We start from the raw sequence: 23,710 nt of genomic DNA, 5'->3' as shown, positions 1-23,710 counted from the left end.
CGATTAGCAATAAAACTATTTTCTAATATCAGCATAAACTGAATCGGCACTTTGTTCTTCGGGTTTGATTTTCGCACCATCTTTTAGCGATTGGAAACCTTCCAGAACGATTTTGTCGCCAGCTTTTAAACCCTTCGTCACCACGTAAAACTTATCCTTAGCCAAATCCATAATCTGAATTTCAGTGCTAATGATTTTAGATGAATCGCCCAAAACGTAAACAAACTTCTTTCCCTGTAAATCGATAGTTGATTTCTGCGGTACAAGAATTGCATTTTCAACTTTTTGAGGGATTCTAACAGAAGCGCTGGCGCCTGATTTTAAAAGAGAAATTGGATTTGGAAAAGTAGCTCTCAAACTTGCAGAACCAGTTGCGGTATTAATTTGACCGTTAATGGATTCGATTTTCCCATTTTGAGCATATACATTTCCATCAGCCAGAACTAAACTTACTGCCGGAATATTTTTCATTTGCTGAGCCAACGTATTTCCTTTATAGGTTTTTGAAAAGTCTAAAAGTTGTTTCTCATTCAATGAGAAGTAGGCATAAACCTTTGAGGTATTTGAAACAGTAGTTAAAGGTTCAGTGCTCGAACTGCTTACCAAACTACCATTTCTGAATGGGATACTGCCCACAACGCCATCAACCGGGCTGGTGATGGAGGTATAACCTAAATTAACCTGTGCATTTACTAAAGTTGCACGAGCTTGAGCCAGTGCAGCTTTTCTGCTTTGTAACGTTAATTGAGCTGCATCTAAATCATACTTGCTAATGATATCTTTTTCAACCAATGGCTTGGTTTTGTTTACCTGCAATTGTGCTGCATTCACATCGGCTTCTGCACTGCTAATGGCTGCTCTGGCTGTTCGCACTTCTTGTTCATATTGTGGCGCCATGATGGTAAACAATAACTGCCCTTTTTTAACAACCTGACCTTCATCTACCAGTATTTTCTGAATGAAACCATCAACCTTTGGGCGGATATCGATATTTTGAATCCCTTCAATGGTGGCTGGGTAATCTGAATTTAATTCTGTTGTTTGTGCATTAACCGTAAAAACAGGGTAGGCTTGTGGGCCAGCGGCCGCAGCTGCTGCTGCCTTCTTTTGTTCATCATTATTTCCGCATGATGCTAAAAGCATAGCGAGGCTCATGCTAAAAAAGAGAGTTGTTACTTTTCTCATGGACTATTTCTGTGTGTTTAAATTTAATTTCCGGGGTTTGAAAACCTGCTAAAATTTGCTTTTTAACCTGCCGATTTCTGCCCAAAAATAAAGCCTAAAAAAAAATATGTCTGTCCAAATTCTGTCATTTAATCAATCGATTGATTTATTTTAGAGATTAAAACGCCATTAGAGCGGGTTAAAAGGTTGTTATATAGTTGTTTGACTGATATTTTACAACTTAATGTTGTGTGTAAATATCTTGCGACACATGTTAAAACCTGTTAAATTGGTTTAAAATTAGAGCGGAATAATTATTTGCTGATGCCTAAAATAGCCATTTTTATGACATTGTTAGTGTAGATTGTACACTCTGCAGATTTTAAGATGTCGTTCAGAAATCAATTTACTTTTAATCAACCCTCAAAAAGTACAATTTTTGCTGAGAATGCTGAGAGGTAGTTTGGCAGTTTTACAATTGTCCTTCAAAAACCAGTTTAGCTGGTCCGCATAAAAATACATTTGTAAAGTTTGTTCCATCGTAATCAAATTCGATTTTAATATCGCCACCCAGTACCTTTATATCCGTTTTAACATGACCAGTTTGCGATTTGTGTTTAGCCATCGCCATTGCAACCGCGGTTACACCTGTACCGCAGGCATACGTTTCGTCTTCAACACCGCGTTCATAAGTTCTAACGAACAAGTGATCGCCCATATCTTCCACAAAATTTACGTTGATGCCTTTGGCGCTGTAAACATCATTGTAACGTATTTTCTTGCCTTCGGTGAAAACATCATAATTTTTTAAATCGTTTTGCAAACGAACATAATGCGGAGAACCTGTATTCAAAACAAAGGCATCACCATCGTTGGTAATGTTAAACACATCAATCATTTGTAGATCTATCCAATCGCCAGATGCTGATATTCTGGCATAATGCGGGCCATCGACTGCCAAAAAGTTTGTTTCCTTTTCAATTATTCCAAGGTTTTTAGCAAAAGCAACAATACATCTGCCCCCATTGCCGCACATACTTCCCAGTTTTCCATCTGCATTAAAATAATGCATTTCGAAGTCGAAATCAGGATGTTTTGTTAAGAACATTAAGCCATCTGCACCGATGCCAAATCTTCTATTGCAAAGCTGTTCAATCCATGCATGATCAACATCTTTCAAAGGACTCATTGTATGATCTATCAAAATGAAATCATTACCTGCACCTTGATATTTAAAGAAATTAACTTTCATGTGTTGATGTTGTTTTTAGGCTAATGAAGCTGTTCATATATGCTGTAATTTTGTCATTAAAATTAAAAACACATTACTGGTTTCATGAAACCTTCATTTTTAAATGCAATATTTGAGTTGCAAAAAGCAGGTTTAACGGCTGTGTATATTAATTTAACATTTTTTAACAAGGGTTTAAGTGCTTTGCTGATGCAAATATCGTTTATATGGTATTAAATTTGAATAAACTTAGTAAAGAAAATTTGAGCAGATAAAAACTGCTGGAGCATCTGCTTAAACAAAGTGAATACATGCTCTCGCAAAATTTAAATACAATGATTATTTTAAGCAAATAAATCGCTAGCAATATGCTTATTATTTTCATGACCACTAAAAAACAATATACAAACACATGAAAAAAATATTAGGAATTACCGTGTTAGCTGCTTTTATAGGTGGGGCAGCAGCAATTGGAGGTTACAAACTATTTGAGCGTAATCAAACTGGAAGTACAATTTCTGAGAAACAGAATTTATACTTTGCCAACAATCCACTAAAAATTTCTTCGGCTGGTACAGCTGATTTTACACAAGCTGCAGCGGCGGTTGCACCAGGAGTTGTCCATATTAAAACAACTTATGAAGCAAAGAGCGGTGGTGGTAGCAGAGGTTCTTCGCCGTTTGATATGTTCGATGATTTCTTTGGAGGAGGAGGTCGCCAAATGCAACGCCAACCGAAAGCTGCATCAGGTTCAGGTGTAATCATCAGTCAGGATGGTTATATTGTAACGAATAATCACGTAGTTGAAAATGCATCGAAAGTTGAAGTTGTATTAACCGATAGACGTAAAGTTGAAGCTACCGTTATCGGGCGTGATCCAAATACCGATTTGGCTTTAATCAAAGTGAATGCTACAGGTTTACCAGTGGTTAAAATGGGTAATTCTGACAATGTTCAGGTTGGTGAGTGGGTATTGGCAGTGGGTTTCCCGCTTGATTTACAAACTACTGTTACCGCCGGAATAGTAAGTGCTAAAAATAGAAGTATCGGTATCATTGGCCGTGAGCAACAAGGCAATGAAATAACGGAGGAAGAATATCGCGAGTATCAACGTACCGGCAAAAGACCACAGGCACCTGCAAATACCAGTATCGAATCATTTATTCAAACAGATGCTGCCATTAACCCTGGCAACAGTGGTGGTGCTTTAGTTAATGCGAATGGCGAGTTAGTAGGTATAAATTCTGCTATTGCTTCACAAAGTGGCTACAACCAAGGTTATGGTTTTGCAATTCCGGTAAACTTAGCCCGTAAAATTGTTGATGACTTTATGAAATACGGATCGGTTAAACGTGGTTACATTGGCGTTAACTTCTATCCGTTAAGCGGAGATGAGAAACCAGAAGGAATTACTACTTCTGAGGTAAGTGGTTTATATGTGAGTGATGTTGTAGCTGGTGGCGGTGGTGCTGCGGCAGGAATTAAAAAAGGTGATATCATTAAAAAAGTTGATGGTGTCGTAATTAACGATTCTCCTGATTTACAGGAAAAAATAGGTCGTTTAAATCCTGGCGATAAAGTGAAATTAAGCGTTTTAAGAGATGGTTCATTGAAAGATATCACCGTAACCTTAAAAGGCGAATCGAGCATTGGCTTAACCGCAAATAATACCGCTGCAAAAAGCGTAGAAGTTTCAAAACTGGGTGCAACATTTGCACCGGCAACTCAGGCACAAAAAACCAAATTTGGAATTAATGGTGGTGTTGTAGTTACTTCAGTAGTTACCGGAAAAGCTTTTGATAACATAGGCGTAGAGAAAGGTTTAATCATTACGAAAGTAAACGGTCAACCGGTAAATTCAGTAGCCGATGTGCAAAAAGCACTTCCTCAGGGAAGAAATAATATGATCAGTATTTCTGGTGTAGGCGAGCAAGGAACTTATAATTTTAGTTTCCCAGCTCAATAAAAAACTTTTAAAATAAAAAAAAATGTCCCGATGAAAATCGGGACATTTTTTTTTTGCAATTAATCTTGATCAATAGGTTCATGGTTGGCATGGCATGCATCTGCACATTCTTCACAAGCCACGGCACATTGCCTGCAATGTTCATGATCATGATTACCACATTCTTCTGCACAAAGGCGACAAATCTCTTCGCACAACAATAAATACTGACGGCCAATAACCGAATCGCGTTGAAGCAATCTCGCGGCCTGGGTGCAAATATCAGCACAATCTCTATTTAACTTGATGCATTCAATCATCATGTTAATATCCGTTTCGTCTTTTAAACTTGATGAGCCGCAATGCTCACAAGCCATAGCGCAATCTAATAATGCCTGAATTAAGGCATGGTTGTTTCTTGTTTCCATTTCGCTCGATTTTGGTTAGATTATATTCTGTACTAAATAACCAGTCAGGATTTAAAGTGTTTGCAAAATTTCTGGATTAACCGGTGAAAAGTTTTCTGGTCAGCTTTAAATTTGAAGTTTTCGCTGTCATGCCAGAGGTTAAATGATTTTATAATCACCGTAAGTAAAATTTTAACTGTTTTTGCCGGGGTGAGGCCTTTTTTCTGCACTGTTTAAAGTTTTCTAAACCTGACATTAGCGGGCAGCCCGAATTTCTCGGGCTAAAGCGATTGGCAGGACTATCGGAGCCGAAAAGGCACAGAAACTTGCTTTTCAAATCATTTTATTTGTCTCTAATGAAGCGAATTTGCTATTTCACACGTTTTATAAAAAAAACATGTTCATTTTAAATTCATGATCTCCGTCTAGTTTCGCATTTGCCGATTGATAATCTGCGTTTACCGACACTTTATGAATTGACATGTTTTATTATTTCATATTTGAACCAGCAATTAAAACCGAATTTATGGCTTTAGCTTACATCAACCTTAGTGCTAAGCAGTACTTTAATTTCATGTGCAGAACAGATTTCGAACGCAGAATTTTTCACGATACATACAAAGAATTTCAAAAAAGTTCTAAACCATTTAGTTTAAGGCAAACTTTGCATACCTTTTCGCAAATGTGCCAGGCAAATGATAATGCAGTTCAGCTGAACCAAAAAGTTCATTATGCGGTGATGGATACGATACAGGCTTTGGATAATAAGATGCCTGTTTTAAACGATGCCAACGGGAAAGCCATATCATTTGATTGGGCTGAACTGAATATTTATCAATCAGATTTGATGAACAAAGCAGCCCATGTAGTCTCGCTTACCTATACCGGTCCGAAATTGGTTTTACACGAAATAGTAAACGATTTGTTGATTTTAAGCTACGACATTAAAGGACAGTTTAACGAAACCTTTATGCTTAAAATGACAGATGATTTGGTTATCAATTATCAGCAAAGAAGGCAATTGCTGCATAGTTAAAAACATCACAGTCTAATAGCCTAAAAATTATTATTAATTTGTAGCATGCAACAATTTAAAACGCCAACTTTTATCATTCACGTAGCGGGTTGGCTTTTGTTTTTAACCTTTCCTTTAGTGTTCATGAACAATGAGCAATCTGGGCAAAGTAGTTTGTTGTTATTGGCTTCGCCATATTACTGGTTGTTTTGCCTTACCTACATGCTCATGTTTTACTTAAACGCATGGGTATTGGTGCCGTGGTTAATGTTTAAAAAGAGGTACCTGGCTTATAGCGGCGTGGTATTGCTTTTATTTGCATTTGTTTATTATGCACGGCCCTACGATAAGTTATTAGGACATAACAAAAATGTGATGGGAGTTATGCCCCGGCCATCAGATACGCCTAAAGGACTCAATCAGGTGCTACAATTTGGCAATGATTCCAGTAAGAAACCCCATGCCCAAATGCCGTTTGGCCCTTTGCCAAATGAACATTTGCGCATGGAGGAACCTGGTTTCGGAAGGATGGATCCTGTTTTTGATTTCCGCAGACCGATAAGAATTGATGTGATTAGTTTATTTATTTTTTTCATGATTATGGGTTTGAGCATTGCCACCAGTACAGTTCAGCGCTGGCAAAATGCAGAATCGAAAGTTGTAAAGGCTGAAGCCGAGAAGGCAATGGCAGAATTATCGTTCCTTAAAGCTCAAATTAATCCTCACTTTTTGTTCAATACATTGAACAATATCTATATGTTATCTATACTGAATAGTGAACATACCTCAGAAAGTATCATGAGGCTTTCGAATATTATGCGGTATGTAACGGATGATGCTGTACAGGATTTTGTGCTCTTAAAAGATGAAATTAATTGTATACACGATTATATTGAATTGCAGCGGTTGAGGCTTGGCGCTGATGCTGAAATAAACTTCGAGATTACTGGCCAACCGGAACAGAAGAAAATCGGACCCATTATTTTGATGACTTTTATAGAAAATGCATTTAAATATGGCGTAACTAAAAAGGAAAAAACGGTTATCAATATCAGCCTGATCATTGAGGCAGACAGCGTTCATTTTTCATGTGAGAATAAAATTTATCCTGATACCACAAAGTTGGAACGTGCTGGCGTAGGGATAGATAACACACAACGGCGCTTAAAACATTTATATCCAAATAAGTTTAAACTAAATATTAACCAGGATAATGAGCTTTTTTCGGTAAGGCTTTCATTAGATTGCTAATTGCAAAATTATGATTTTAAGATGTGTTGCCATTGATGATGAACCGCTTGCGCTTCAGTTAATTCAAACTTATGTTGCCAGATTTCCCGGATTGGAATTGGTTCAGGTTTTTGAAGATGCACTTTCAGGAGCAGAATTTTTGAAGCAAAATTCAGTTGATTTGTTATTTGTTGATGTAAACATGCCAGATATTACCGGCGTAGCGTTGGTGCGGAGTTTAGTAACACGGCCTATGGTTATTTTTACAACTGCCTACCGCAATTATGCTTTTGAAAGTTATGAATTGCAAGCTATCGACTACCTTTTGAAACCAATTGATTACAGCCGTTTTGCCGCGGCGGTAGAACGGGCTATAGATTTTCACAAATATAAAAATGCTACTCAGGAAGCGATTAGCGATGAAAGTATTTACGTGTATGCTGAATACAAAATGATTAAGATTTTATTAAGAGACATTGCTTATATAGAAAGTATGGGCGACTATTTGAAAATCTATCTTTCGGGGAATGATAAGCCTATTTTAACTTTAATGACCTTGAAAAAAATTTTGGAAAAGCTACCTGAAACGCAATTTGCGAGAATTCACCGCAGTTTCATTGTGGCTTTGGGCAAAATCAAATCTATCCATAACAGAAAGGTTAATTTAAGCGATGCAGAATTACCTATTGGAGATGCGTATAGCAGTTTTATCAACCAGCAAAAAGGTAACGCTGGTTAATGGCAATGGCCACTTTGGTATTTTCTAAAATTTTTATCCGAGGTTTTTATCCTTAACCAAAAACCATTTGTTATTTTTTGTTAAAACACATCCTACTATACATTCGGAGTGATACATTTGAATATAATTGATAATGTATTTAGATTTAGCTGTTTACAATAATCAGTTTATGATGGTTAGATATGAAATTTTTAACACTGCTCACCGTATTTGCAATTTTAAGCTTATCTGTTTTCGAACTTAGTGCGCAAAGTAATTTAGCTTTACAAAAGGCATTTCAAAATAGCTATAACGAGGAAAGTAAAAAGAATTATAACAAAGCGATTGACCATATTATTCCATTTTATGAAAAAGGAAGTTATGAAACTAACCTTCGGATAGGTTGGCTGTATTATTTGGCTAAAAATTATAGCGCTTCTCAAAACTATTATACAAGGGCAGTAAACCTCCGTTCAAATTCAATTGAAGCTAAATTTGCTCTCATTAAACCACTATCCTTTTTAGGCCATTGGGATAAAGTGATGGATCAATACAATGCCATTCTAAAAATCGATCCGCAGAACAAACAGGCAAATTATTGGGCGGGAGTGATGATGTACAATGAGAAGCAGTACGCCGAGTCAGTAAAATACTTTGCAAAAGTTGTTAGCGCCTACCCGTTTGATTATGATGGAAACCATATGCTGGGCTGGTCATTGCTTTTTTTAGGAAGAAAAGCAGAAGCCAAAGCTTGTTTTGAGCGTGCCTTACTCATTAAACCTGGCGATTTCTCAAGCAATGATGGATTTAACAAAGCATTGAAATAGGGTTTAATGTCCAATCAGTCAACATATTTAGAATTAATTTAAATAATTAAAAATAAAAAATTGATCTATAGGTATTTAACCATACCTTTGGATCAAATTAAAATACAATATAATGCAACAAGGAACAGTAAAATTTTTTAATGAAACTAAAGGTTTCGGATTTATCACTCCATCTAATGGCGATGCCGAAATTTTTGTTCATGCTTCAGGCTTAATCGACAACATTCGCGAGAATGATACCGTAAACTACGATGTAGAAGAAGGTAGAAAAGGCCTAAACGCGGTAAATGTAAAAGTAGCTTAAGAAAACTCGAACACATAAATCGTAAAAAGTCCCAACGCAAGTTGGGACTTTTTTTTTTGTGCTAATCATCTGGTAATACATTGAAAAACTCATTAACCATGAATTTCGCAGACTTCGTAATGTTGTCCGTATAGAAGTTAATTAATATGCCCTGCGGAGCACACAGTAATTTCATATAAGTTAATAGTTGAGCTTCGTGAACTGGTAGGATATGAGTAATCGCTTTTATTTCCAAAACGATTGTATCCTCCACAAATAAGTCTACACGCAGATCTATATCGACTTCCAACTCATCATATATTACAGGAACTAAAAACTGTTGTGCTACCTTAAAACCTTTTTTCTCTAATTCATAAACAAGGCATTTTTCATATATTTTTTCTAGTAGCCCCGGACCAAGAGCTTTATGTACGGTAATTGCACATCCAATAATTTCATAAGAAAGGTGTGAAAGATGTTTTTTTGTCATTTAGCCATTATGATAAGTTCATGAAAAGGGATGGCTTAAATAGGAATACTTACTTAAAGATAGTGTTTAAACCCTAAAGTTGTATTGATGTACAAGTGTTTTGTCTCACAGTTTCAATTATATCCATTAAACTGGTTTCGATTATAAGTGGGCAAATAATTTAAATGCCTAAATGTTGATATACAATTGTAGTTTACTTGATCATTTGATCATTAAACTAATTTTTTACCATCTAGGCATTAAGGCATTAAGTTGATTTCGCAGCAAGATACGGACATAGTCTTAATGCCTAAATGCCTAAATGTTGATATACCATTGTAGTTTACTCAGTCATCTGATCATTAAAATAATTTTTTACCATTAAGGCGTTAAGGCATTAAGTTGATTTCGCACAGGATAATAAGGACATAGTCTTAATGCCTAAATGCCTTAGGTTTGAATTCTTTTGTATTTAACATTGAAGTTATAACCCATTCGCTTTCTTACCATTAAGGCGTTAAGAAATTAAGCTGATTTCGCAAAGCATAATAAGGACATAATCTTAATGTTTAAATGCCTTAATGTTGAAATACTTTTGCAATGTACTTAGGTATTTGATCGTTATCATGCTTTCTTACCATTAAGGCATTAAGGAATTAAGTTGATTCGCACAGCCATATACTTACATAGTCTTACTGCCTAAATGCCTTAATGTTGAAATACTTTTGTAATGGGCTTGGGTATTTGATCGTTAAAACGCTTTCTTACCATTAAGGCATTAAGGAATTAAGTTGATTTCGCACAGCACGATATGGTCGTAGTCTAAATGCCTTAATGTTGAAATACTTTTGCAATTGGCTTGGGTATTTGATCGTTAAAACGCTTTCTTAACGTTAAGGAATCACGTCAATCAGCGTTTTGCCGAAATTTCAAAGCCTAAACTGTAACCATGATGTATTGGTGAAACAAATATCTACAGCATGTGATGTTTTAAAGAGGTATTACTATTGCATTTCTAAAGATTATAAAATTGTCGATTTACCAAATATTCATCATTCAGCTTTAGAATGTTTCTAAATAACTGATTTATCGCTGTTTTGTCATAATCGTTTATAAATTAAACTCATAATTAAATACTTTTGCAAGAAATTTAGATATAAATCCTAATCAAATGAGTGGTTTCGGAAATGCTCTTTCTTCATCAATAGGAAAGAAATTCATTATGGGTGTTACAGGAATATTCCTGATACTCTTTTTAATTGTACACGCTGGTATAAATGCTTTGATCTTTTTAGATGATCAGGGGTTAACTTTTAACGTTGGTGCTCATTTTATGGCAACCAACTGGATTATCAGAGCAGGTGAGGTGGTATTAATGTTGGGTTTGTTAACACACATTTTTCAAGCCTTGAGGTTAACTTTACAAAATCAAAAGGCCAGACCTGAAAAATATGCAGTTTATAATGGCTCAGCTAACAGTAAATGGTACAGCCGTTCAATGGGCTTATTAGGTACTTTGCTACTTATTTTCCTGGTTGTTCACTTAAAAGATTTCTGGGTGGTATCTCGCTTTACAGGTATTCCAACTGTTGATGCAAATGGTCACGAAGATTTATTTCAGGTAATGAAAGTTAAATTTCAGGATCCGGTGAGGGTTGGCGTTTACGTATTGGCAATGTTCTCATTATGCTATCACTTGTTACATGGTTTTGCTTCGGCATTTCAAACCATGGGTTGGAACCATTCAAAATACAATGGAATCATTAAAAATACAGGCGTTTGGTATTCGATCATTATTTCGATAGTATTCGCAGCAATGCCGATTGCAATCTATTTCGGTATTATTCAATAATTTTTAGCACAAAAGAGATATGTCAGATATTAATTCAAATATTCCAGAGGGCGAATTAACAAGCAAATGGACTAAATATAAGTCTTCTGTGCCTTTGGTTAACCCATCGAACAAAAGAACTATTGAAGTAATTATTGTAGGTTCTGGTTTGGCAGGTGCTTCGGCAGCGGCAACTTTGGCCGAAATGGGTTACAAAGTAAAATGTTTTTGTTTTCAGGATTCTCCACGCAGGGCGCACTCTATTGCAGCTCAAGGTGGTATCAACGCAGCAAAAAACTATCAAAACGATGGTGATAGTACTTACCGTTTGTTTTACGATACGATAAAAGGTGGCGATTACCGTGCCCGCGAAGCCAATGTGCATCGCCTGGCAGAGGTAAGTGCTAATATTATAGACCAGTGTGTGGCTCAAGGTGTGCCTTTAGCCCGTGAATATGGTGGCTTGTTAGATAACCGTTCGTTCGGGGGTACACAAGTTCAACGTACTTTTTATGCTGCGGGTCAAACTGGTCAGCAATTATTATTAGGTGCATATTCTGCTTTGGAACGCCAGATTGGTATGGGTAAAGTAGAAATGTATACACGTCATGAAATGCTTGAAGTTGTAAAAATCGATGGCAAAGCACGTGGTATCATTGCCCGTAACTTAATTACAGGAGAAATTGAGCGTCACTTCGGTCACGCCGTTGTTTTAGGAACAGGTGGTTACGGAAACGTTTTTTACCTTTCTACCAACGCTATGGGCAGTAACGTTACTGCGGCCTGGAAAGCGCACAAACAAGGTGCATATTTTGCTAATCCTTGCTACACGCAAATCCACCCAACCTGTATTCCAGTTTCTGGCGATCATCAATCAAAATTAACTTTGATGTCTGAGTCGTTACGTAACGATGGACGTATCTGGGTTCCAAAAAAGAAAGATGACAACCGTAAAGCTTCAGAAATTCCTGAAGATGAAAGAGATTATTATTTAGAACGTCGTTACCCTGCTTTTGGTAACCTGGTTCCTCGTGATGTGGCTTCTCGTGCGGCTAAAGAGCGTTGCGATGCTGGTTATGGTGTAGGTGCTTCAAAACTGGCCGTTTATTTAGATTTTAAAGCAAACACTGAACGTTACGGAAGAATTGAGGCTTCTAAATCAGGTATCCATAATCCGGATAAAGAAACTTGCATGCGTTTAGGTACAGAAGTAATTAAAGCAAAATACGGTAACTTGTTCGATATGTATGCGCAAATTACGGGTGAGAATCCTTACGAAACGCCAATGCGTATTTATCCGGCAGTTCACTATACCATGGGCGGACTTTGGGTTGATTATAACTTAATGACTTCGGTTCCTGGTTTATACTGTACAGGTGAGGCTAACTTCTCTGATCACGGTGCTAACCGTTTAGGTGCATCGGCTTTAATGCAAGGTTTGGCTGATGGTTATTTCGTTCTTCCTTATACCATTGGTGCTTATCTATCGAAAGAAATTTCTATAAAAGCAATTCCAACTGATCATCCTGCATTTGCAGAAGCTGAAGAAAGAGCTGTAGGTATTTTAAATAAACTGATTAACATTAAAGGAACGAAATCTGTTGATCATTTTCATAAGCGTTTAGGCCACATCATGTGGGAGAAATGTGGAATGGCCCGTAATGAAAAAGGTTTAAATGAAGCCATCGAAGAAATCAGAGCTTTACGTGCTGAGTTCTGGAGCAATGTTCGTGTTCCTGGTGCGGTTGGTGAACTTAACCCTGAATTGGAGAAAGCTGGTCGCGTTGCAGATTTTATTGAGTTAGGTGAATTGATGTGTATCGATGCATTGAACCGTAACGAAAGCTGTGGTGGTCACTTCCGTGAAGAATATCAAACTGAAGAAGGTGAAGCATTACGCGATGATGAAAACTATGCTTACGTTGCCGCATGGGAATTTAAAGAAGGTGTAAACTTTGAGCTTCATAAAGAAGAATTGAAGTTTGAAAATATTAAAGTAGCACAAAGAAGTTATAAATAGCAGAGGGCACTGTGCATGGAGCTTTCAGCCCTATGTCCTATGCTCCCCGCCTAAATCTCAATATCATGAGTACAGGAAATATGAACTTAACGCTAAAAGTTTGGCGTCAAAAAAATAACAATACCAAAGGTGCTTTGGTTGACTATAAATTAGCTGGTATTTCGCCAGATATGTCTTTCTTGGAGATGTTCGATGTGTTAAACGAAGAGCTGATCAATAAGGGTGAGGAACCAGTTGTATTTGATCACGATTGTCGCGAAGGAATTTGCGGAATGTGTTCAATGTTCATCAACGGTCGCCCACATGGTCCGAAAGACCTGGTTACCACTTGCCAGTTGCACATGCGTTCATTTAATGATGGTGATACTATCGTTGTTGAGCCTTGGAGAGCTGCTGCTTTTCCGGTAGTTAAAGATTTAACGGTAGATCGTTCTGCATTTGACAGGGTTATCGCTGCCGGTGGATTTATCTCTGTAAATACGGGTAACGCACAAGATGCAAACAACCTTCCAATTCCTAAAATGCAGGCAGATGCTGCTTTCGAAGCCGCTGCGTGTATTGGTTGCGGTGCTTGTGTAGCCACTTGTAAAAATGCTTCAGCTATGCTTTTTGTATCTGCTAAGATCTCACAACTGGCATTATTACCACAAGGTCAGCCAGAGCGTTATCGTCGTGTACAAAGCATGGTGGCGCAAATGGATGCTGAAGGATTTGGTAACTGCACCAATACTGGTGCTTGTGAAGCTGAATGCCCTAAAGGAATTTCATTAGAAAACATTGCCCGTATGAACCGCGATTTTGCTTCTGCGAAATTCATTTCAGAAGAAACGGTTTAAAAAATATACTGTGCATTCCGTTTTATCGGAATCTTGAGCCTCCACAATGTGGGGGCTTTTTATTTTTTAGGTAAAATGTTTAGCCGAAACTTTCAGATAGACTAAACCATTCGCAATATTATCCAATATCTGACAGGCTGTAGTAATCCATCTCCCAAAATAAAAGTTTGCGAAACTTATAATATTTCTATGTTAGCATATTAAAAAAATATGTTAATAGAAATTTTATTCTGTAATATTTGCATATACTTTAAAAAATTTATAAATTTAGTCTTCCGAGACAGGAGAGAAAACATAAAACCCCGGCTAATTTTAGCTGGGGTTTTGTGGTAATTAGCTTTATTTATTAAGACTAAAATTAATATTTATATTATATCTAACCCTTACCGGCACGCCGAACTGAATACCTGGATTCCAATTTGGCGAGGCCGACAACACCCTTACGGCTTCGTCATTAATGTCATAACTAAGGCCTCGTATTACTTTAATGTTGGTTAAGCTGCCATCTTTTTCAACAATGAAGGATAGGAAAACCCGTCCTTGAATTTGCCTTTTTGCCGCTTCCTTCGGGTATTTGATGTTTTCGTTTAGGAAACTATAAAACGCTTTAATTCCTCCCGGAAATTCTGGCTGTTTCTGTATGACAGTAAATTCAAATGTACCATTGGCGATAGAATCTCTTGATGGTTTAGCAGGCGCAGGTGCCTTTACAGCATCGGGTTTAGTTTTGAAATTAATTTTTGAAATTTTCTCTCTGATTAACAGATTTTCAGCACTATTCTTCTTGGCTTTGGTGATTACGATTGCAAGGCCTGCTTCGTCATTTACGCCAAATATTGTTATATGTTGTTTCTCTTTAACAATGGTGAGTGTTTCGATACTGTCCCTGTTAATTCTGGCAGCGTCGCTTTTGGAGATAAATTTTCCATCAACTAAAAACAGTAAATTCTGGCTAGGTGCTTGAGACTGCTGTGCAAGTAAGACCTTTCCAAAACACAACAATAAGAGTAGTGTGAATGAGCGCTTTTTCATTCACAAATATATACCTTCTATTCATACAAATGAAAAAATCGCAAATCCTTAACATTAAGTTAAAAATATTGCGATTTTAAATGGATTTGAGAACGAATGACTAACTAACTCATGGTAAAGTTCACTGCCATTTGGTATTTTACCTTAACAGGATGGCCATCCTGATCAATAGCCGAATTCCATCTTGGAGCCGATTTCATTACACGAACCGCTTCTGCATCTGTTTCTTTTGATAAACTTTTAATCACCTGAACATCTGTTAAAGCACCATCTTTTTCTACATTAAAAGCAAGCATTACTTTGCCTTGTGTGTTATTCTTTTTAGCTTGTTCAGGGTATTTAATATTTCGGGCTAAATAGCTATAAAGCTTAGTTGTACCTCCAGGAAACTCCGGTTTTATGCCACTTTTTACAGCAGCCTTTTTCTCTGTTCCTGGAGATAAATTGAAGTTAACGTTTAAGTTGTATTTTACTCTTACTGGTTTGCCATCAATTAAACCTGGATTCCATTTCGGGGAATTTTTAATTACCCGTACAGCTTCTGCATCTGTTTCCTTTGTTAAACCTCTTGTAATCACTACATCTTCGAGCTTGCCGGTTTTTTCTACGGTAAAGCTTAGAAATACTTTCCCTTGTGTTTTATTCTTTTTGGCAACTTCAGGATACTTAATTTCCTTTCCCAAATATTCATAAAACTTTGTAATACCTCCCGGATATTGTGGTTGTTTTTCAACCGAAACAAAGTCGTAAATTTTTTGTGCTTTTACCGAACTGGTAAACATGGCGATGCCCATTAGGGCTAAAATAATTAGCTTTCTCATAGTTAAATGTTAATAAATTTGATATTTAGTTTTTCTTCTGAAATTCTTTTGTAGATGTTTTCGTGGTAATGATCACTACACCATTTGCTGCTTCATCGCCATAGAGCGATTTACCTGCAGAATCTTTAAGCACACTTATAGATTCAATCGTTTCTGGATTTAAATTTTCAATGCTGGTAATTTTTTTACCATCTACAACATACAATGGCTTCGCTTTCAGATCAGTATCTTTTTGCAATAAATTTCTTAAAGTAACTGCCGGATCCGTGCTTTTTTGATGCAAATCCTTAATAATACCTCCTGATCCTGAAGGACGTACTTTAACATGACTCGGTTTTCCCAGTAAATTTATACGGTTAGAATCGATCTTGGTATTATAAATTCCTGCCAAGCCATTTTTTGTTTTAATTTCAATCACTCCGCCATCACCATCTCTTCCATATTTCGTTATGGCAGGTGCATCTTTCAAAACATTAATAGATTCTATATTATTAGGATCTATGCCACTCATAGCGTTTGTACCTCTCAAATACTGCTTGTTTCCATCAATCACGATAAGCGGTTCTGCTGTTGTAGTTGGAACACCACGTAAGGTAATTTTTGGCGTGGTTGTACTATCTGTTTTTTGTGCATAGCTACTTAAGGCACAGCCCAAAGCAGTTATTAAAATCATTATACGTTTCATCATTAAAATTTCTGTCTAAGTCCAATTATAGGTGAGCTTTTGTCTACCTTTAGTTCAATCTCATCAACTTTTCTGAATAGATTATTTTTTGTGGCGATAACCATTACGCCATTTTTACCTCTTTCCCCGTATAGACTGGTGGCCGCAACATCCTTCAAAACTGAGATCGATTCAATGTCACGATTGTCAAGCTTGGTAAAATCGAATCCCAAGCCTGCATCTTTGCCATTTAAAATCACCAGGCCATCAAATTTCGCTCCCCTGAATACAAGACCTGGAATTTCTTTATAATTAACCTTTGTTTTATCGGCGTTTGGGTCCTTCGGGACATCGTTATTTATCGTGAAATTAACATTGATGTTGTATTTCACTCTCACCGCTTTACCTTCTGCAAGACCAGGATTCCACTTAGGTGAGCCGCTAATTACCCTTACTGCTTCCTCATCTGTGCCACTTCCTAACCCACGCGTAATCTGTATATCGCTTAACGAACCATCCTTTTCAACAACAAATGATAGAAATACTTTTCCCTGTACATTATTATCTAGTGCCGCTTTAGGATATTTGATGCTTCTTCCCAAATATTGATAAAACTTGGTAATGCCTCCAGGATATTCAGGTTGTTTTTCAATTGATACAAAGTCGTAAATTTTTTCTGTTTTCTCATCGGTTGATCCATTAACTGATGGAGCCGAGTAGCCAATGATATTAAGGTCGGCAAGCTTTTGATAGGTAGCCGGAATAAGTGTTTTTTGATTTTTTACCTCAGCATCGTTATTTGAAAGCCTGAATGCAACTTTCAAGCTGAACTTACCATCCGGCAAATTTTTAAAGTCATTGTAAGAGAGCAGCGCCTTCATAACTTCCTCATCACATCCGTCGCCTAACCTCGATACCGTACTTAGATTAATTACTTTATTATTTTGCAGCCTAAACTTTATTTGCGCATTTCCCTGCAGGTTATTTTTAACGGCTTCAATAGGATATTTTATTGATCTTCCCATGAAGCGATAAAAGTTATTCCAGTTTGGATCGATATTTTCTGATGAAGGAATGATTTTACTTTTAGTTAATTGCTGATCAGTTAAATTATCTGTGGGCCCAACAATATCCTGAACAATTTCAATAGGTTTTTCTAACGGTATTTGTTCCGAAATGGAGATCAATTTTTCGTTCTTGCGAACTGTTGCTGATGAAAAGATGATTAGTACGGCAAATAGTGGGATAAAAACACCATATTTCATAACTGCAATCTTTTTTGACCTTTCTTTCTGCAACATGAAAATCCGCTTTTTAATTAATGATTTATCGAAAAATCCATTGGTTAACCGATTTGGTGAAATGCCAAACGACTGACTTAAAATAAGCATGGCATATTCAGCTTTATCGCCTTGAAACCGGGCAGCATGTTCATCTGCTAAAAATTCGTGAATATTTTTAATTGATTTTTTGTACAAATATATGGCTGGATTTAACCAGGTGAAAATGCCTAAAATCTCAAAAAATAATATGTCTGCAGTGTGCCATTGTTTAATATGAGCTTCTTCATGTACATCAATTACCCCAACCAATGGTAAATCCTGATCGACGACCTTCTTTTTAAAGAAAGAGAATGCAGATCCGGATTTAGCATTTTTGATCAATTTTCGAACTGACAATAAATTATACATTAACCTACCAAAGCAAAACACGATACCGCTAACGTAAATGTAAACCAGGGCAGTTCCCCAGCTTAGCCCTTTTTCACTTTCTGTTACAATTGTTGCCTGTTGTAATACAACCTCCCAGTTCACTGTAGCATAAACCTGCTGAGCAGCCTTTTGTTCTGTAAGCCACTCCAGCCGGATAAATGGTATGGAAAGGGATAAAAAACCAGCAGCAACTAAGTAAAAGCGGTTCAACATGAAATACGTTTCCTTATCTAATAGTATTTTATAGAAAATATAAAACACGATTAGGTATAAGTTTACTTGAAGTAGGTAGTGTGCAAAACTCATTTGGGTTTATGTTTAATTTTATCAATCATCTTCAAGATTTCATCCACATCGCTCAAGTCTAATTTTTCTTCTTTCACAAAAAATGAGAACATGCTTTCGACCGAATTTTCGAAATAGTTACCCAGAAGTTTTTCCGTTGCATAACGTTTATACGCTTCTTTGCTAATAAGTGGATGGTATTGATGGGCCTTCCCGAAAGCCTCGTGGCCAATAAAGCCTTTCGTTTCCAAAATCCGAATAATTGTTGAAACGGTGTTGTAAGCGGGTTTAGGTAAAGGTAGTTCGTCAATCACATCTTTAACAAATGCTTTTTCTAGCTGCCATAATACCTGCATGATCTGCTCTTCAGCCTTGGTTAAATCTTTAATTTCCATTTTTATTTTATAATAAGGATACGGGCAAAGCAATTGCCTTAACTAAAGTTAAAACTAATTATTTAGTTATCCAAATTTTTATAAAAATATTTCTATGTTAAAAACTATAACACAGGGAATTATATAACGATTAAATCATTCTTAATGGCATATACCACCAAGCCTGTGCGAGATCTGATGTTGAGTTTGGCAAATAAAGATTCACGGTAATTGTCGACCGTTCTAGGACTCACATTCATCAAGTCGGCTATTTCTTTGTAAGTAAGTTCTGTGCTGCAATGCTGCAGAAACGTAAGTTCTCTGGCACTAAAGATTGGTTTTGTGTCGCCATCTTTTAATGCAACAAGCAACCTGCCAGAAACCAGATCATTTACAAAGAATCCTTTTTCCATAACGGTTTTAATTGCTGTTAACAGTTCAGTAGGAGTAGATTCTTTCAGCATGTAACCACCAGCACCTGCCCTGAGCATCCCGATAATTGCCTTTTCGTCTTCAAGCATACTTAATGCCAATACATTCACATTAGGATGATATTCTCTAATCCATTTGGTAGCAGCAAAACCATCCATTATCGGCATATTAATATCCATCAGAATAAGGTCTACATTAGACTGGTTTTTTATTTTGTTCTGAAGGTCCTGACCATTTGTGCTCTCAAAAACGATTTCGATTTCATCAAATTCATCAAGCAAACTGGCTAAACCTGAGCGGAAGAGCGTATGGTCATCTACAATAGCGATGGAAATTTTTTCGGCTGACATCTTTTATGGATAAGGTATTTCGATTAATATGGTGGTTCCTTGATTGGGTAACGAATTTAACGTTAACTTTCCGTTAATCATTTCTGTTCTTTTAAAAATTGAGTTTAAGCCCATCCCAGTTCGCCTGCTTCTGGTTTCATCAACATTAAAACCTATCCCATTTTCTTTTACAGTTAAAAATAAGCTATTGTCTTTAAAATAACATTCTACTTCAATTATCGATGCCTTTGCATGTTTAATGATGTTATTAATGATTTCCTGCAATAAGCGAAGAATGATAAGGTCCTTATCAGGCGATGTATAACTTAAATCGAGTAAATTGTTGTTAACGATGAGTTGATGAACCCCCGCTTTGTTGAGCCAGTTTAATTCTTGTTCGATAGCATGCCCTATCCCATTCTGAACAATTTGTTCGCCGTGAAGGAGTTTGGCTAATTCCCTAAGTTCTTTAATCGAATTATTTACAAGCCCAAGTGAGTTTTCAATTTTCTTTTCTGCTTTTTCGGTATTAGTTAAGTCGATAGAATTTAACGTTAATGTTGTTAAACTGAGTAGCTGGCCAACGTTATCATGCAATTCAGTAGCAATACTTTGCATGGTTTGCTCTTGTACTTCGAGTTGTGTTTTTAATAATTCTGCATCAAACTTTTGTTTCATAGCAGTTTTTTCCAACACATGGTTTTTTCTATACTTAATGCTGATTTTGATGTAAAAAACCAAAAATATGGGCATGAGCAAGAATATCGTTGTTGATATGATTACTAAGATTGTAATCTGCGTTGTTTGATCCTGCATATAAATGAGTATGCCCAAAGGCTGTAAAATATCACATTGAGTACATTAAAAAGATGACCGCGAATAGAAAATTTACCTATTACAATTGAAGTAAATAATTCGTGGAACAAATTACCTGTAGTGCTCCCAAAGTAAAAGAACAGTACTGCTGTCATCCACCAGAATTCGGGACTGGTGTTAATTTCAAGGAGTTCTTCGGCTGAAATTACCAGATAATAATAATAAAGGCAATACAGCACAAAAATAACCGCTAAAATTGTTGCAGCCCAGGTGTTGTATGGGCTGATGCCATGAGTTACAAAGAAAGCGATGTATGTTGCGTAAAAAATCACCAATCCGATGGTGATGATTTTCATCGGATTGATATATTTTTTAAGGCATTGATAAATCCCTGCAGAAATGAAGCCAGCTTCAAAAAGTGTATAAATGTTATAAATGAATATGTTATTATGGAACTTTCTGGCTGCCCACCTGCCCAGGATAATTTCGGTTAAACACACAATTAATAAGAAAATAAGTGTGCCTCGCCATAAAGACTTTTTATCATTCCAAAGTGTAATTAGCCCAAAAATGAAGCATAATAGTTCTACAATGGTTATTATGGATAAGGAAATAAACATTACAGTTCAGTTCCATCGCACTCTTTCGGACAGAGGCTACCTTTATTTCCAATATCGCCGGTGTCATCTTCATGTTCACCTGTGGTACCGCCCGAGCTTTTAATTTGACCTGCAGCAAAAGTTGGTGTTAGTAAAACCGTGTTTCTGCCTAAATATTCATTAGTTAAGCCCTCAAGCGCATTAGCAGTATATTGGCCGAAATAAATCCTAAGTCCATCATGTTTTCCATCCTGCAGGGTTTTTGCAATTTCAATTATTTGTTCTGCCGGAAACCATACGGCTTTAGTATATGAAGGATTTTTACTCGATTCTTTAGCATAGGCTGCTACCATTTCCTTAGCAATAGCTGCAGGAACATTTGTAATTGTTTTTTCTCGACTCATGAAATATTAAATAGTTTGTTTGTTAAAGTTAAAAGTCGAAAATAAATAATGGTTCGGCAAGTATTTTACGAAATTATAATACCGTAAAAACACCTTTTTATTTAGGGTGATTTATACTACTCATAAATCGGTACTTGAACTTACTTTTGAAATGCAATAGCAAACGAAAGTTTAAAATTGTGCATCCCAAAGTTGTCTATCCCAAATAAAATCACCATCCTAAATAATCAATTTAGGATATTAGAGGTAGTCGCCTTTGTCTAACAACAGAATATTTACCCTATTAATAATTTGTTTGACATGATAAATAATATTCTTTTACAAGAAAATAATAATTCGATAACCGAACGGGAAGTTGAGATTGTGAAGTTATTATCGATGGGCTACAATAGCAAAGAAATTGGCGACATGCTTTTCATCAGTGAACATACTGTAAATACACACAGAAGAAATATGGTAAGAAAACTCGACTTAAGAAACTCTTATCAGTTAATTGTTTGGGCATTTAAAGAAAGAATACTATCCAATTAGGATAAAAAAATACACAATTTAACGCAATACTCTCTCTAAACAGCAAAGCCTGCTTTTTTGATCAAAAATCAAAAAGCAGGCTTTTGTATGTTATACTGTTTATGGCCTTGCAGCTTGAGCAGTTGGTAATTCTTTCCTTGGAATTTGCGCTTCGCGTTGAGAAGTGTTGTAAACAAATGAAGCAACAATTGTAGCTGACTGTTTCAAATCGTCTTCCACCAATCTATCATAGGTATCCATATTGCTATGGTGAGTACGGGTATTATAATCTGCCGGATCCTGAATAAACTGAAATCCAGGGATGCCAACCGCATCAAAAGCCTGGTGATCGGTACCGCCCGTATTGCTAACGGTTACGGTTGTTGCGCCCAAATCGTTAAACGGCGCTAACCAGCTTTGAAAAATTGGTCCGGCGGCTGCATTGCCTTGTAGGTAAATGCCACGAATTTTTCCGGTACCATTATCCAGGTTGTAATATGCTGAAATTTTCTTTTGGTCAGGAGTTAAAACCATCGTTTTCGGGTCGCCAAAATGCTTGGCTACATAACCGCGTGATCCAAATAATCCCTGTTCTTCCGAACTCCAAAGTGCAATGCGAATGGTGCGTTTTGGTTTAAAATCAATGGCTTTTAAAATACGCATGGCTTCCATCATTACAGCTGAACCAGCGGCATTATCAGTTGCACCTGTTGCAGCATGCCACGAATCAAAGTGACCGCCAATCATAATAACTTCGTCTTTCAGTTTTTTATCGGTTCCCGGAATTTCGGCAATTACATTATAGCCCTGCGGATCCTGATCATAAAACGATGTTTTAATATCAGCTTCAACTTCAACTGGCTTGCCAGCACGAAGCAAGCGAAGGATATGTAAAAAATCTTCTGCTGCAACTTCCAGTTCTGGAGAAACAGGTTTGGCATCTAAAGCGTATGATGCACCGTTACTGGTAAAAAAAGTTCCCTGTCCGCCGCGGGCATACGTTAAAATAAGTGCAACTTTTTCGTCTACCAACATGGCACTCATCGCAGCACGAACTTCACGCATTTTCATCATTTGTGCCATACGATCGGCCATTGGCCCACCGGTTGGACGCTGACGAGCGCCAGCTGCCATTGGCTTTGCTGCTGCCATTTGTGCCAGCGTAGTATCTGCATAGCGGGTAAAATCGGGTTTCAAGCCACTGGCAAGCGGTGCACCCTGATCCATCATAACAATTTTGCCGGCAAGTTTACCCTTGTATTTTGCTAAATCAGCAACACTATCTGCTTTGATTAAAATTACTTCAGATTTGATTGGGCCATTTGTTCCCGGTGTCCAGGCTTTAGGTGATGCAATAATTGGATGATAAAATGGAGCCGTGGTGGCTGCATAGTATTTATCTACCTGCCATCCTTTACCAAACGTTCCCCACGCTTCGAGATGTGCATTTTTCAGGCCCCATTCGGTAAGTTGTTTAACTGCCCATTCCTGTGCTCTTTTTAAACCAGGAGAGTTAGATAATCTTGGGCCTGATACATCGGTAAGGTTGAAAGCAATGTCCATTACTTTCGAATTGTTTAAACCGGCTTTGCGAATTTTTTCTACCACAGCTGCATCTGGAGCATCTTGTGCAAATGCAGATAGGCATAAGCTAAATGCCAATGCCGTTATTGTAAATCTTTTGATCATTTTAAGAAGTTAGTTGGTTGTAATGGCTAAATTACACTTAAACACAACGTTAATCGCTTTACCATGA

24 protein-coding genes are annotated in these 23,710 nt (G+C 37.0%); 10 read left to right on the top strand and 14 right to left on the bottom strand.

The genetic code is table 11. The annotated features are described in order from the left end of the window. Nucleotides 1–15 precede the first annotated feature (15 nt). Both R2Q70_RS01985 and dapF read right to left on the bottom strand, forming a co-directional pair. Nucleotides 16–1,185, bottom strand: coding sequence for an efflux RND transporter periplasmic adaptor subunit (locus R2Q70_RS01985; protein WP_316806008.1), 1,170 nt, complete (start codon nucleotides 1,183–1,185; stop codon nucleotides 16–18). Between the two features lie 451 nt (nucleotides 1,186–1,636). Continuing rightward, nucleotides 1,637–2,416 (bottom strand): diaminopimelate epimerase, encoded by a 780-nt coding sequence (gene dapF / locus R2Q70_RS01980; protein ID WP_316806007.1) that lies wholly within the window; start codon nucleotides 2,414–2,416, stop codon nucleotides 1,637–1,639. Nucleotides 2,417–2,807: 391 nt separating this feature from the next. On the opposite strand from dapF, the gene R2Q70_RS01975 reads away from it, so the two are divergent. Beyond that, nucleotides 2,808–4,361: a trypsin-like peptidase domain-containing protein gene (locus R2Q70_RS01975; RefSeq protein ID WP_316806006.1), complete on the top strand. Its 1,554-nt coding sequence runs from the start codon at nucleotides 2,808–2,810 to the stop codon at nucleotides 4,359–4,361. A gap of 59 nt (nucleotides 4,362–4,420) precedes the next feature. Here R2Q70_RS01975 and R2Q70_RS01970 read toward each other — a convergent pair whose 3' ends face one another. Beyond that, nucleotides 4,421–4,768, bottom strand: coding sequence for a four-helix bundle copper-binding protein (locus R2Q70_RS01970; protein ID WP_316806005.1), 348 nt, complete (start codon nucleotides 4,766–4,768; stop codon nucleotides 4,421–4,423). A 505-nt stretch (nucleotides 4,769–5,273) separates the two neighbouring features. Here R2Q70_RS01970 and R2Q70_RS01965 point away from each other — a divergent pair. The 5 genes from R2Q70_RS01965 (at nucleotide 5,274) to R2Q70_RS01945 (ending at nucleotide 8,841) form a co-directional block, all read left to right on the top strand. After that, nucleotides 5,274–5,783, top strand: a complete 510-nt coding sequence (locus R2Q70_RS01965; protein ID WP_316806004.1) for a hypothetical protein — start codon at nucleotides 5,274–5,276, stop codon at nucleotides 5,781–5,783. Nucleotides 5,784–5,828: 45 nt separating this feature from the next. Then, nucleotides 5,829–7,013 (top strand): sensor histidine kinase, encoded by a 1,185-nt coding sequence (locus R2Q70_RS01960; RefSeq protein ID WP_316806003.1) that lies wholly within the window; start codon nucleotides 5,829–5,831, stop codon nucleotides 7,011–7,013. 10 nt (nucleotides 7,014–7,023) lie between these two features. Further along, on the top strand, nucleotides 7,024–7,731 hold the full coding sequence (locus tag R2Q70_RS01955) for a LytTR family DNA-binding domain-containing protein (RefSeq protein ID WP_316806002.1): 708 nt from the start codon (nucleotides 7,024–7,026) through the stop codon (nucleotides 7,729–7,731). Between the two features lie 182 nt (nucleotides 7,732–7,913). Next, entirely contained in the window at nucleotides 7,914–8,537 is a 624-nt protein-coding gene (locus R2Q70_RS01950) for a tetratricopeptide repeat protein (RefSeq protein ID WP_316806001.1), read from the top strand. Nucleotides 8,538–8,649: 112 nt separating this feature from the next. Then, nucleotides 8,650–8,841, top strand: a complete 192-nt coding sequence (locus tag R2Q70_RS01945) for a cold-shock protein (RefSeq protein ID WP_010599638.1) — start codon at nucleotides 8,650–8,652, stop codon at nucleotides 8,839–8,841. Between the two features lie 61 nt (nucleotides 8,842–8,902). On the opposite strand, the gene R2Q70_RS01940 is transcribed toward R2Q70_RS01945, so the two are convergent. After that, nucleotides 8,903–9,310 (bottom strand): GxxExxY protein, encoded by a 408-nt coding sequence (locus R2Q70_RS01940; RefSeq protein ID WP_316806000.1) that lies wholly within the window; start codon nucleotides 9,308–9,310, stop codon nucleotides 8,903–8,905. Between the two features lie 1,150 nt (nucleotides 9,311–10,460). Between R2Q70_RS01940 and R2Q70_RS01935 the strand changes: the two genes are divergently transcribed. From R2Q70_RS01935 to R2Q70_RS01925, 3 genes are all read left to right on the top strand, one after another. Further along, nucleotides 10,461–11,141: a succinate dehydrogenase cytochrome b subunit gene (locus tag R2Q70_RS01935; RefSeq protein ID WP_316805999.1), complete on the top strand. Its 681-nt coding sequence runs from the start codon at nucleotides 10,461–10,463 to the stop codon at nucleotides 11,139–11,141. Between the two features lie 19 nt (nucleotides 11,142–11,160). After that, the gene (locus R2Q70_RS01930; protein ID WP_316805998.1) at nucleotides 11,161–13,140 is read left to right on the top strand and encodes a fumarate reductase/succinate dehydrogenase flavoprotein subunit; all 1,980 of its coding nucleotides are present in this window, start codon (nucleotides 11,161–11,163) and stop codon (nucleotides 13,138–13,140) included. A gap of 65 nt (nucleotides 13,141–13,205) precedes the next feature. After that, nucleotides 13,206–13,976 carry a succinate dehydrogenase/fumarate reductase iron-sulfur subunit gene (locus R2Q70_RS01925; protein ID WP_029204080.1) on the top strand — a complete coding sequence of 257 codons (771 nt, stop codon included), beginning with the start codon at nucleotides 13,206–13,208 and terminating at the stop codon, nucleotides 13,974–13,976. 339 nt (nucleotides 13,977–14,315) lie between these two features. On the opposite strand, the gene R2Q70_RS01920 is transcribed toward R2Q70_RS01925, so the two are convergent. The 9 genes from R2Q70_RS01920 to R2Q70_RS01880 all read right to left on the bottom strand — a co-directional run bounded on the left by R2Q70_RS01920 (nucleotide 14,316) and on the right by R2Q70_RS01880 (nucleotide 21,444). Next, nucleotides 14,316–15,008, bottom strand: coding sequence for an energy transducer TonB (locus R2Q70_RS01920; RefSeq protein WP_316805997.1), 693 nt, complete (start codon nucleotides 15,006–15,008; stop codon nucleotides 14,316–14,318). 104 nt (nucleotides 15,009–15,112) lie between these two features. Then, the gene (locus tag R2Q70_RS01915) at nucleotides 15,113–15,829 is read right to left on the bottom strand and encodes an energy transducer TonB (protein WP_316805996.1); all 717 of its coding nucleotides are present in this window, start codon (nucleotides 15,827–15,829) and stop codon (nucleotides 15,113–15,115) included. A gap of 25 nt (nucleotides 15,830–15,854) precedes the next feature. Then, complete coding sequence (locus R2Q70_RS01910) at nucleotides 15,855–16,517, bottom strand: TonB-dependent receptor plug domain-containing protein (protein ID WP_316805995.1); 663 nt, start codon at nucleotides 16,515–16,517, stop codon at nucleotides 15,855–15,857. Further along, the gene (locus R2Q70_RS01905) at nucleotides 16,517–18,511 is read right to left on the bottom strand and encodes a TonB family protein (RefSeq protein WP_316805994.1); all 1,995 of its coding nucleotides are present in this window, start codon (nucleotides 18,509–18,511) and stop codon (nucleotides 16,517–16,519) included. The genes R2Q70_RS01910 and R2Q70_RS01905 overlap by 1 nt, the downstream gene beginning before the upstream one ends. Then, the gene (locus R2Q70_RS01900; RefSeq protein ID WP_010603058.1) at nucleotides 18,508–18,885 is read right to left on the bottom strand and encodes a BlaI/MecI/CopY family transcriptional regulator; all 378 of its coding nucleotides are present in this window, start codon (nucleotides 18,883–18,885) and stop codon (nucleotides 18,508–18,510) included. The genes R2Q70_RS01905 and R2Q70_RS01900 overlap by 4 nt, the downstream gene beginning before the upstream one ends. 119 nt (nucleotides 18,886–19,004) lie before the next feature. Then, the gene (locus R2Q70_RS01895; RefSeq protein WP_316805992.1) at nucleotides 19,005–19,646 is read right to left on the bottom strand and encodes a response regulator transcription factor; all 642 of its coding nucleotides are present in this window, start codon (nucleotides 19,644–19,646) and stop codon (nucleotides 19,005–19,007) included. A gap of 3 nt (nucleotides 19,647–19,649) precedes the next feature. Continuing rightward, nucleotides 19,650–20,303 carry a sensor histidine kinase gene (locus R2Q70_RS01890; RefSeq protein WP_316805991.1) on the bottom strand — a complete coding sequence of 218 codons (654 nt, stop codon included), beginning with the start codon at nucleotides 20,301–20,303 and terminating at the stop codon, nucleotides 19,650–19,652. Between the two features lie 104 nt (nucleotides 20,304–20,407). After that, nucleotides 20,408–21,061, bottom strand: a complete 654-nt coding sequence (locus R2Q70_RS01885; protein ID WP_316805990.1) for a hypothetical protein — start codon at nucleotides 21,059–21,061, stop codon at nucleotides 20,408–20,410. Continuing rightward, nucleotides 21,061–21,444, bottom strand: coding sequence for a hypothetical protein (locus tag R2Q70_RS01880; RefSeq protein WP_316805989.1), 384 nt, complete (start codon nucleotides 21,442–21,444; stop codon nucleotides 21,061–21,063). Before R2Q70_RS01880 ends, R2Q70_RS01885 begins: the two co-directional genes overlap by 1 nt. A gap of 300 nt (nucleotides 21,445–21,744) precedes the next feature. On the opposite strand from R2Q70_RS01880, the gene R2Q70_RS01875 reads away from it, so the two are divergent. Continuing rightward, a complete protein-coding gene (locus R2Q70_RS01875; RefSeq protein WP_316805988.1) occupies nucleotides 21,745–21,975 on the top strand; it encodes a response regulator transcription factor in 231 nt (76 codons plus the stop codon). A 99-nt stretch (nucleotides 21,976–22,074) separates the two neighbouring features. Here the strand turns inward: R2Q70_RS01875 and R2Q70_RS01870 are convergent, their stop codons facing one another. Then, complete coding sequence (locus R2Q70_RS01870; protein ID WP_316805987.1) at nucleotides 22,075–23,643, bottom strand: M28 family metallopeptidase; 1,569 nt, start codon at nucleotides 23,641–23,643, stop codon at nucleotides 22,075–22,077. Between the last annotated feature and the right edge of the window lie 67 nt (nucleotides 23,644–23,710).

It is taken from the genome of Pedobacter agri (assembly GCF_032678665.1).
In the GTDB taxonomy this organism is placed as follows: domain Bacteria; phylum Bacteroidota; class Bacteroidia; order Sphingobacteriales; family Sphingobacteriaceae; genus Pedobacter; species Pedobacter agri_A.
Note: the sequence above shows the minus strand (reverse complement) of the source record. Positions and strands in the feature narration are given on the sequence as shown.

Coding starts and splice junctions, on each gene's coding strand:
- R2Q70_RS01985 (WP_316806008.1), bottom strand. CDS start 1,185: ATGAGAAAAGTAACAACTCTCTTTTTTAGCATGAGCCTCGCTATGCTT.
- dapF (WP_316806007.1), bottom strand. CDS start 2,416: ATGAAAGTTAATTTCTTTAAATATCAAGGTGCAGGTAATGATTTCATT.
- R2Q70_RS01975 (WP_316806006.1), top strand. CDS start 2,808: ATGAAAAAAATATTAGGAATTACCGTGTTAGCTGCTTTTATAGGTGGG.
- R2Q70_RS01970 (WP_316806005.1), bottom strand. CDS start 4,768: ATGGAAACAAGAAACAACCATGCCTTAATTCAGGCATTATTAGATTGC.
- R2Q70_RS01965 (WP_316806004.1), top strand. CDS start 5,274: ATGGCTTTAGCTTACATCAACCTTAGTGCTAAGCAGTACTTTAATTTC.
- R2Q70_RS01960 (WP_316806003.1), top strand. CDS start 5,829: ATGCAACAATTTAAAACGCCAACTTTTATCATTCACGTAGCGGGTTGG.
- R2Q70_RS01955 (WP_316806002.1), top strand. CDS start 7,024: ATGATTTTAAGATGTGTTGCCATTGATGATGAACCGCTTGCGCTTCAG.
- R2Q70_RS01950 (WP_316806001.1), top strand. CDS start 7,914: ATGAAATTTTTAACACTGCTCACCGTATTTGCAATTTTAAGCTTATCT.
- R2Q70_RS01945 (WP_010599638.1), top strand. CDS start 8,650: ATGCAACAAGGAACAGTAAAATTTTTTAATGAAACTAAAGGTTTCGGA.
- R2Q70_RS01940 (WP_316806000.1), bottom strand. CDS start 9,310: ATGACAAAAAAACATCTTTCACACCTTTCTTATGAAATTATTGGATGT.
- R2Q70_RS01935 (WP_316805999.1), top strand. CDS start 10,461: ATGAGTGGTTTCGGAAATGCTCTTTCTTCATCAATAGGAAAGAAATTC.
- R2Q70_RS01930 (WP_316805998.1), top strand. CDS start 11,161: ATGTCAGATATTAATTCAAATATTCCAGAGGGCGAATTAACAAGCAAA.
- R2Q70_RS01925 (WP_029204080.1), top strand. CDS start 13,206: ATGAGTACAGGAAATATGAACTTAACGCTAAAAGTTTGGCGTCAAAAA.
- R2Q70_RS01920 (WP_316805997.1), bottom strand. CDS start 15,008: ATGAAAAAGCGCTCATTCACACTACTCTTATTGTTGTGTTTTGGAAAG.
- R2Q70_RS01915 (WP_316805996.1), bottom strand. CDS start 15,829: ATGAGAAAGCTAATTATTTTAGCCCTAATGGGCATCGCCATGTTTACC.
- R2Q70_RS01910 (WP_316805995.1), bottom strand. CDS start 16,517: ATGATGAAACGTATAATGATTTTAATAACTGCTTTGGGCTGTGCCTTA.
- R2Q70_RS01905 (WP_316805994.1), bottom strand. CDS start 18,511: ATGAGTTTTGCACACTACCTACTTCAAGTAAACTTATACCTAATCGTG.
- R2Q70_RS01900 (WP_010603058.1), bottom strand. CDS start 18,885: ATGGAAATTAAAGATTTAACCAAGGCTGAAGAGCAGATCATGCAGGTA.
- R2Q70_RS01895 (WP_316805992.1), bottom strand. CDS start 19,646: ATGTCAGCCGAAAAAATTTCCATCGCTATTGTAGATGACCATACGCTC.
- R2Q70_RS01890 (WP_316805991.1), bottom strand. CDS start 20,303: ATGAAACAAAAGTTTGATGCAGAATTATTAAAAACACAACTCGAAGTA.
- R2Q70_RS01885 (WP_316805990.1), bottom strand. CDS start 21,061: ATGTTTATTTCCTTATCCATAATAACCATTGTAGAACTATTATGCTTC.
- R2Q70_RS01880 (WP_316805989.1), bottom strand. CDS start 21,444: ATGAGTCGAGAAAAAACAATTACAAATGTTCCTGCAGCTATTGCTAAG.
- R2Q70_RS01875 (WP_316805988.1), top strand. CDS start 21,745: ATGATAAATAATATTCTTTTACAAGAAAATAATAATTCGATAACCGAA.
- R2Q70_RS01870 (WP_316805987.1), bottom strand. CDS start 23,643: ATGATCAAAAGATTTACAATAACGGCATTGGCATTTAGCTTATGCCTA.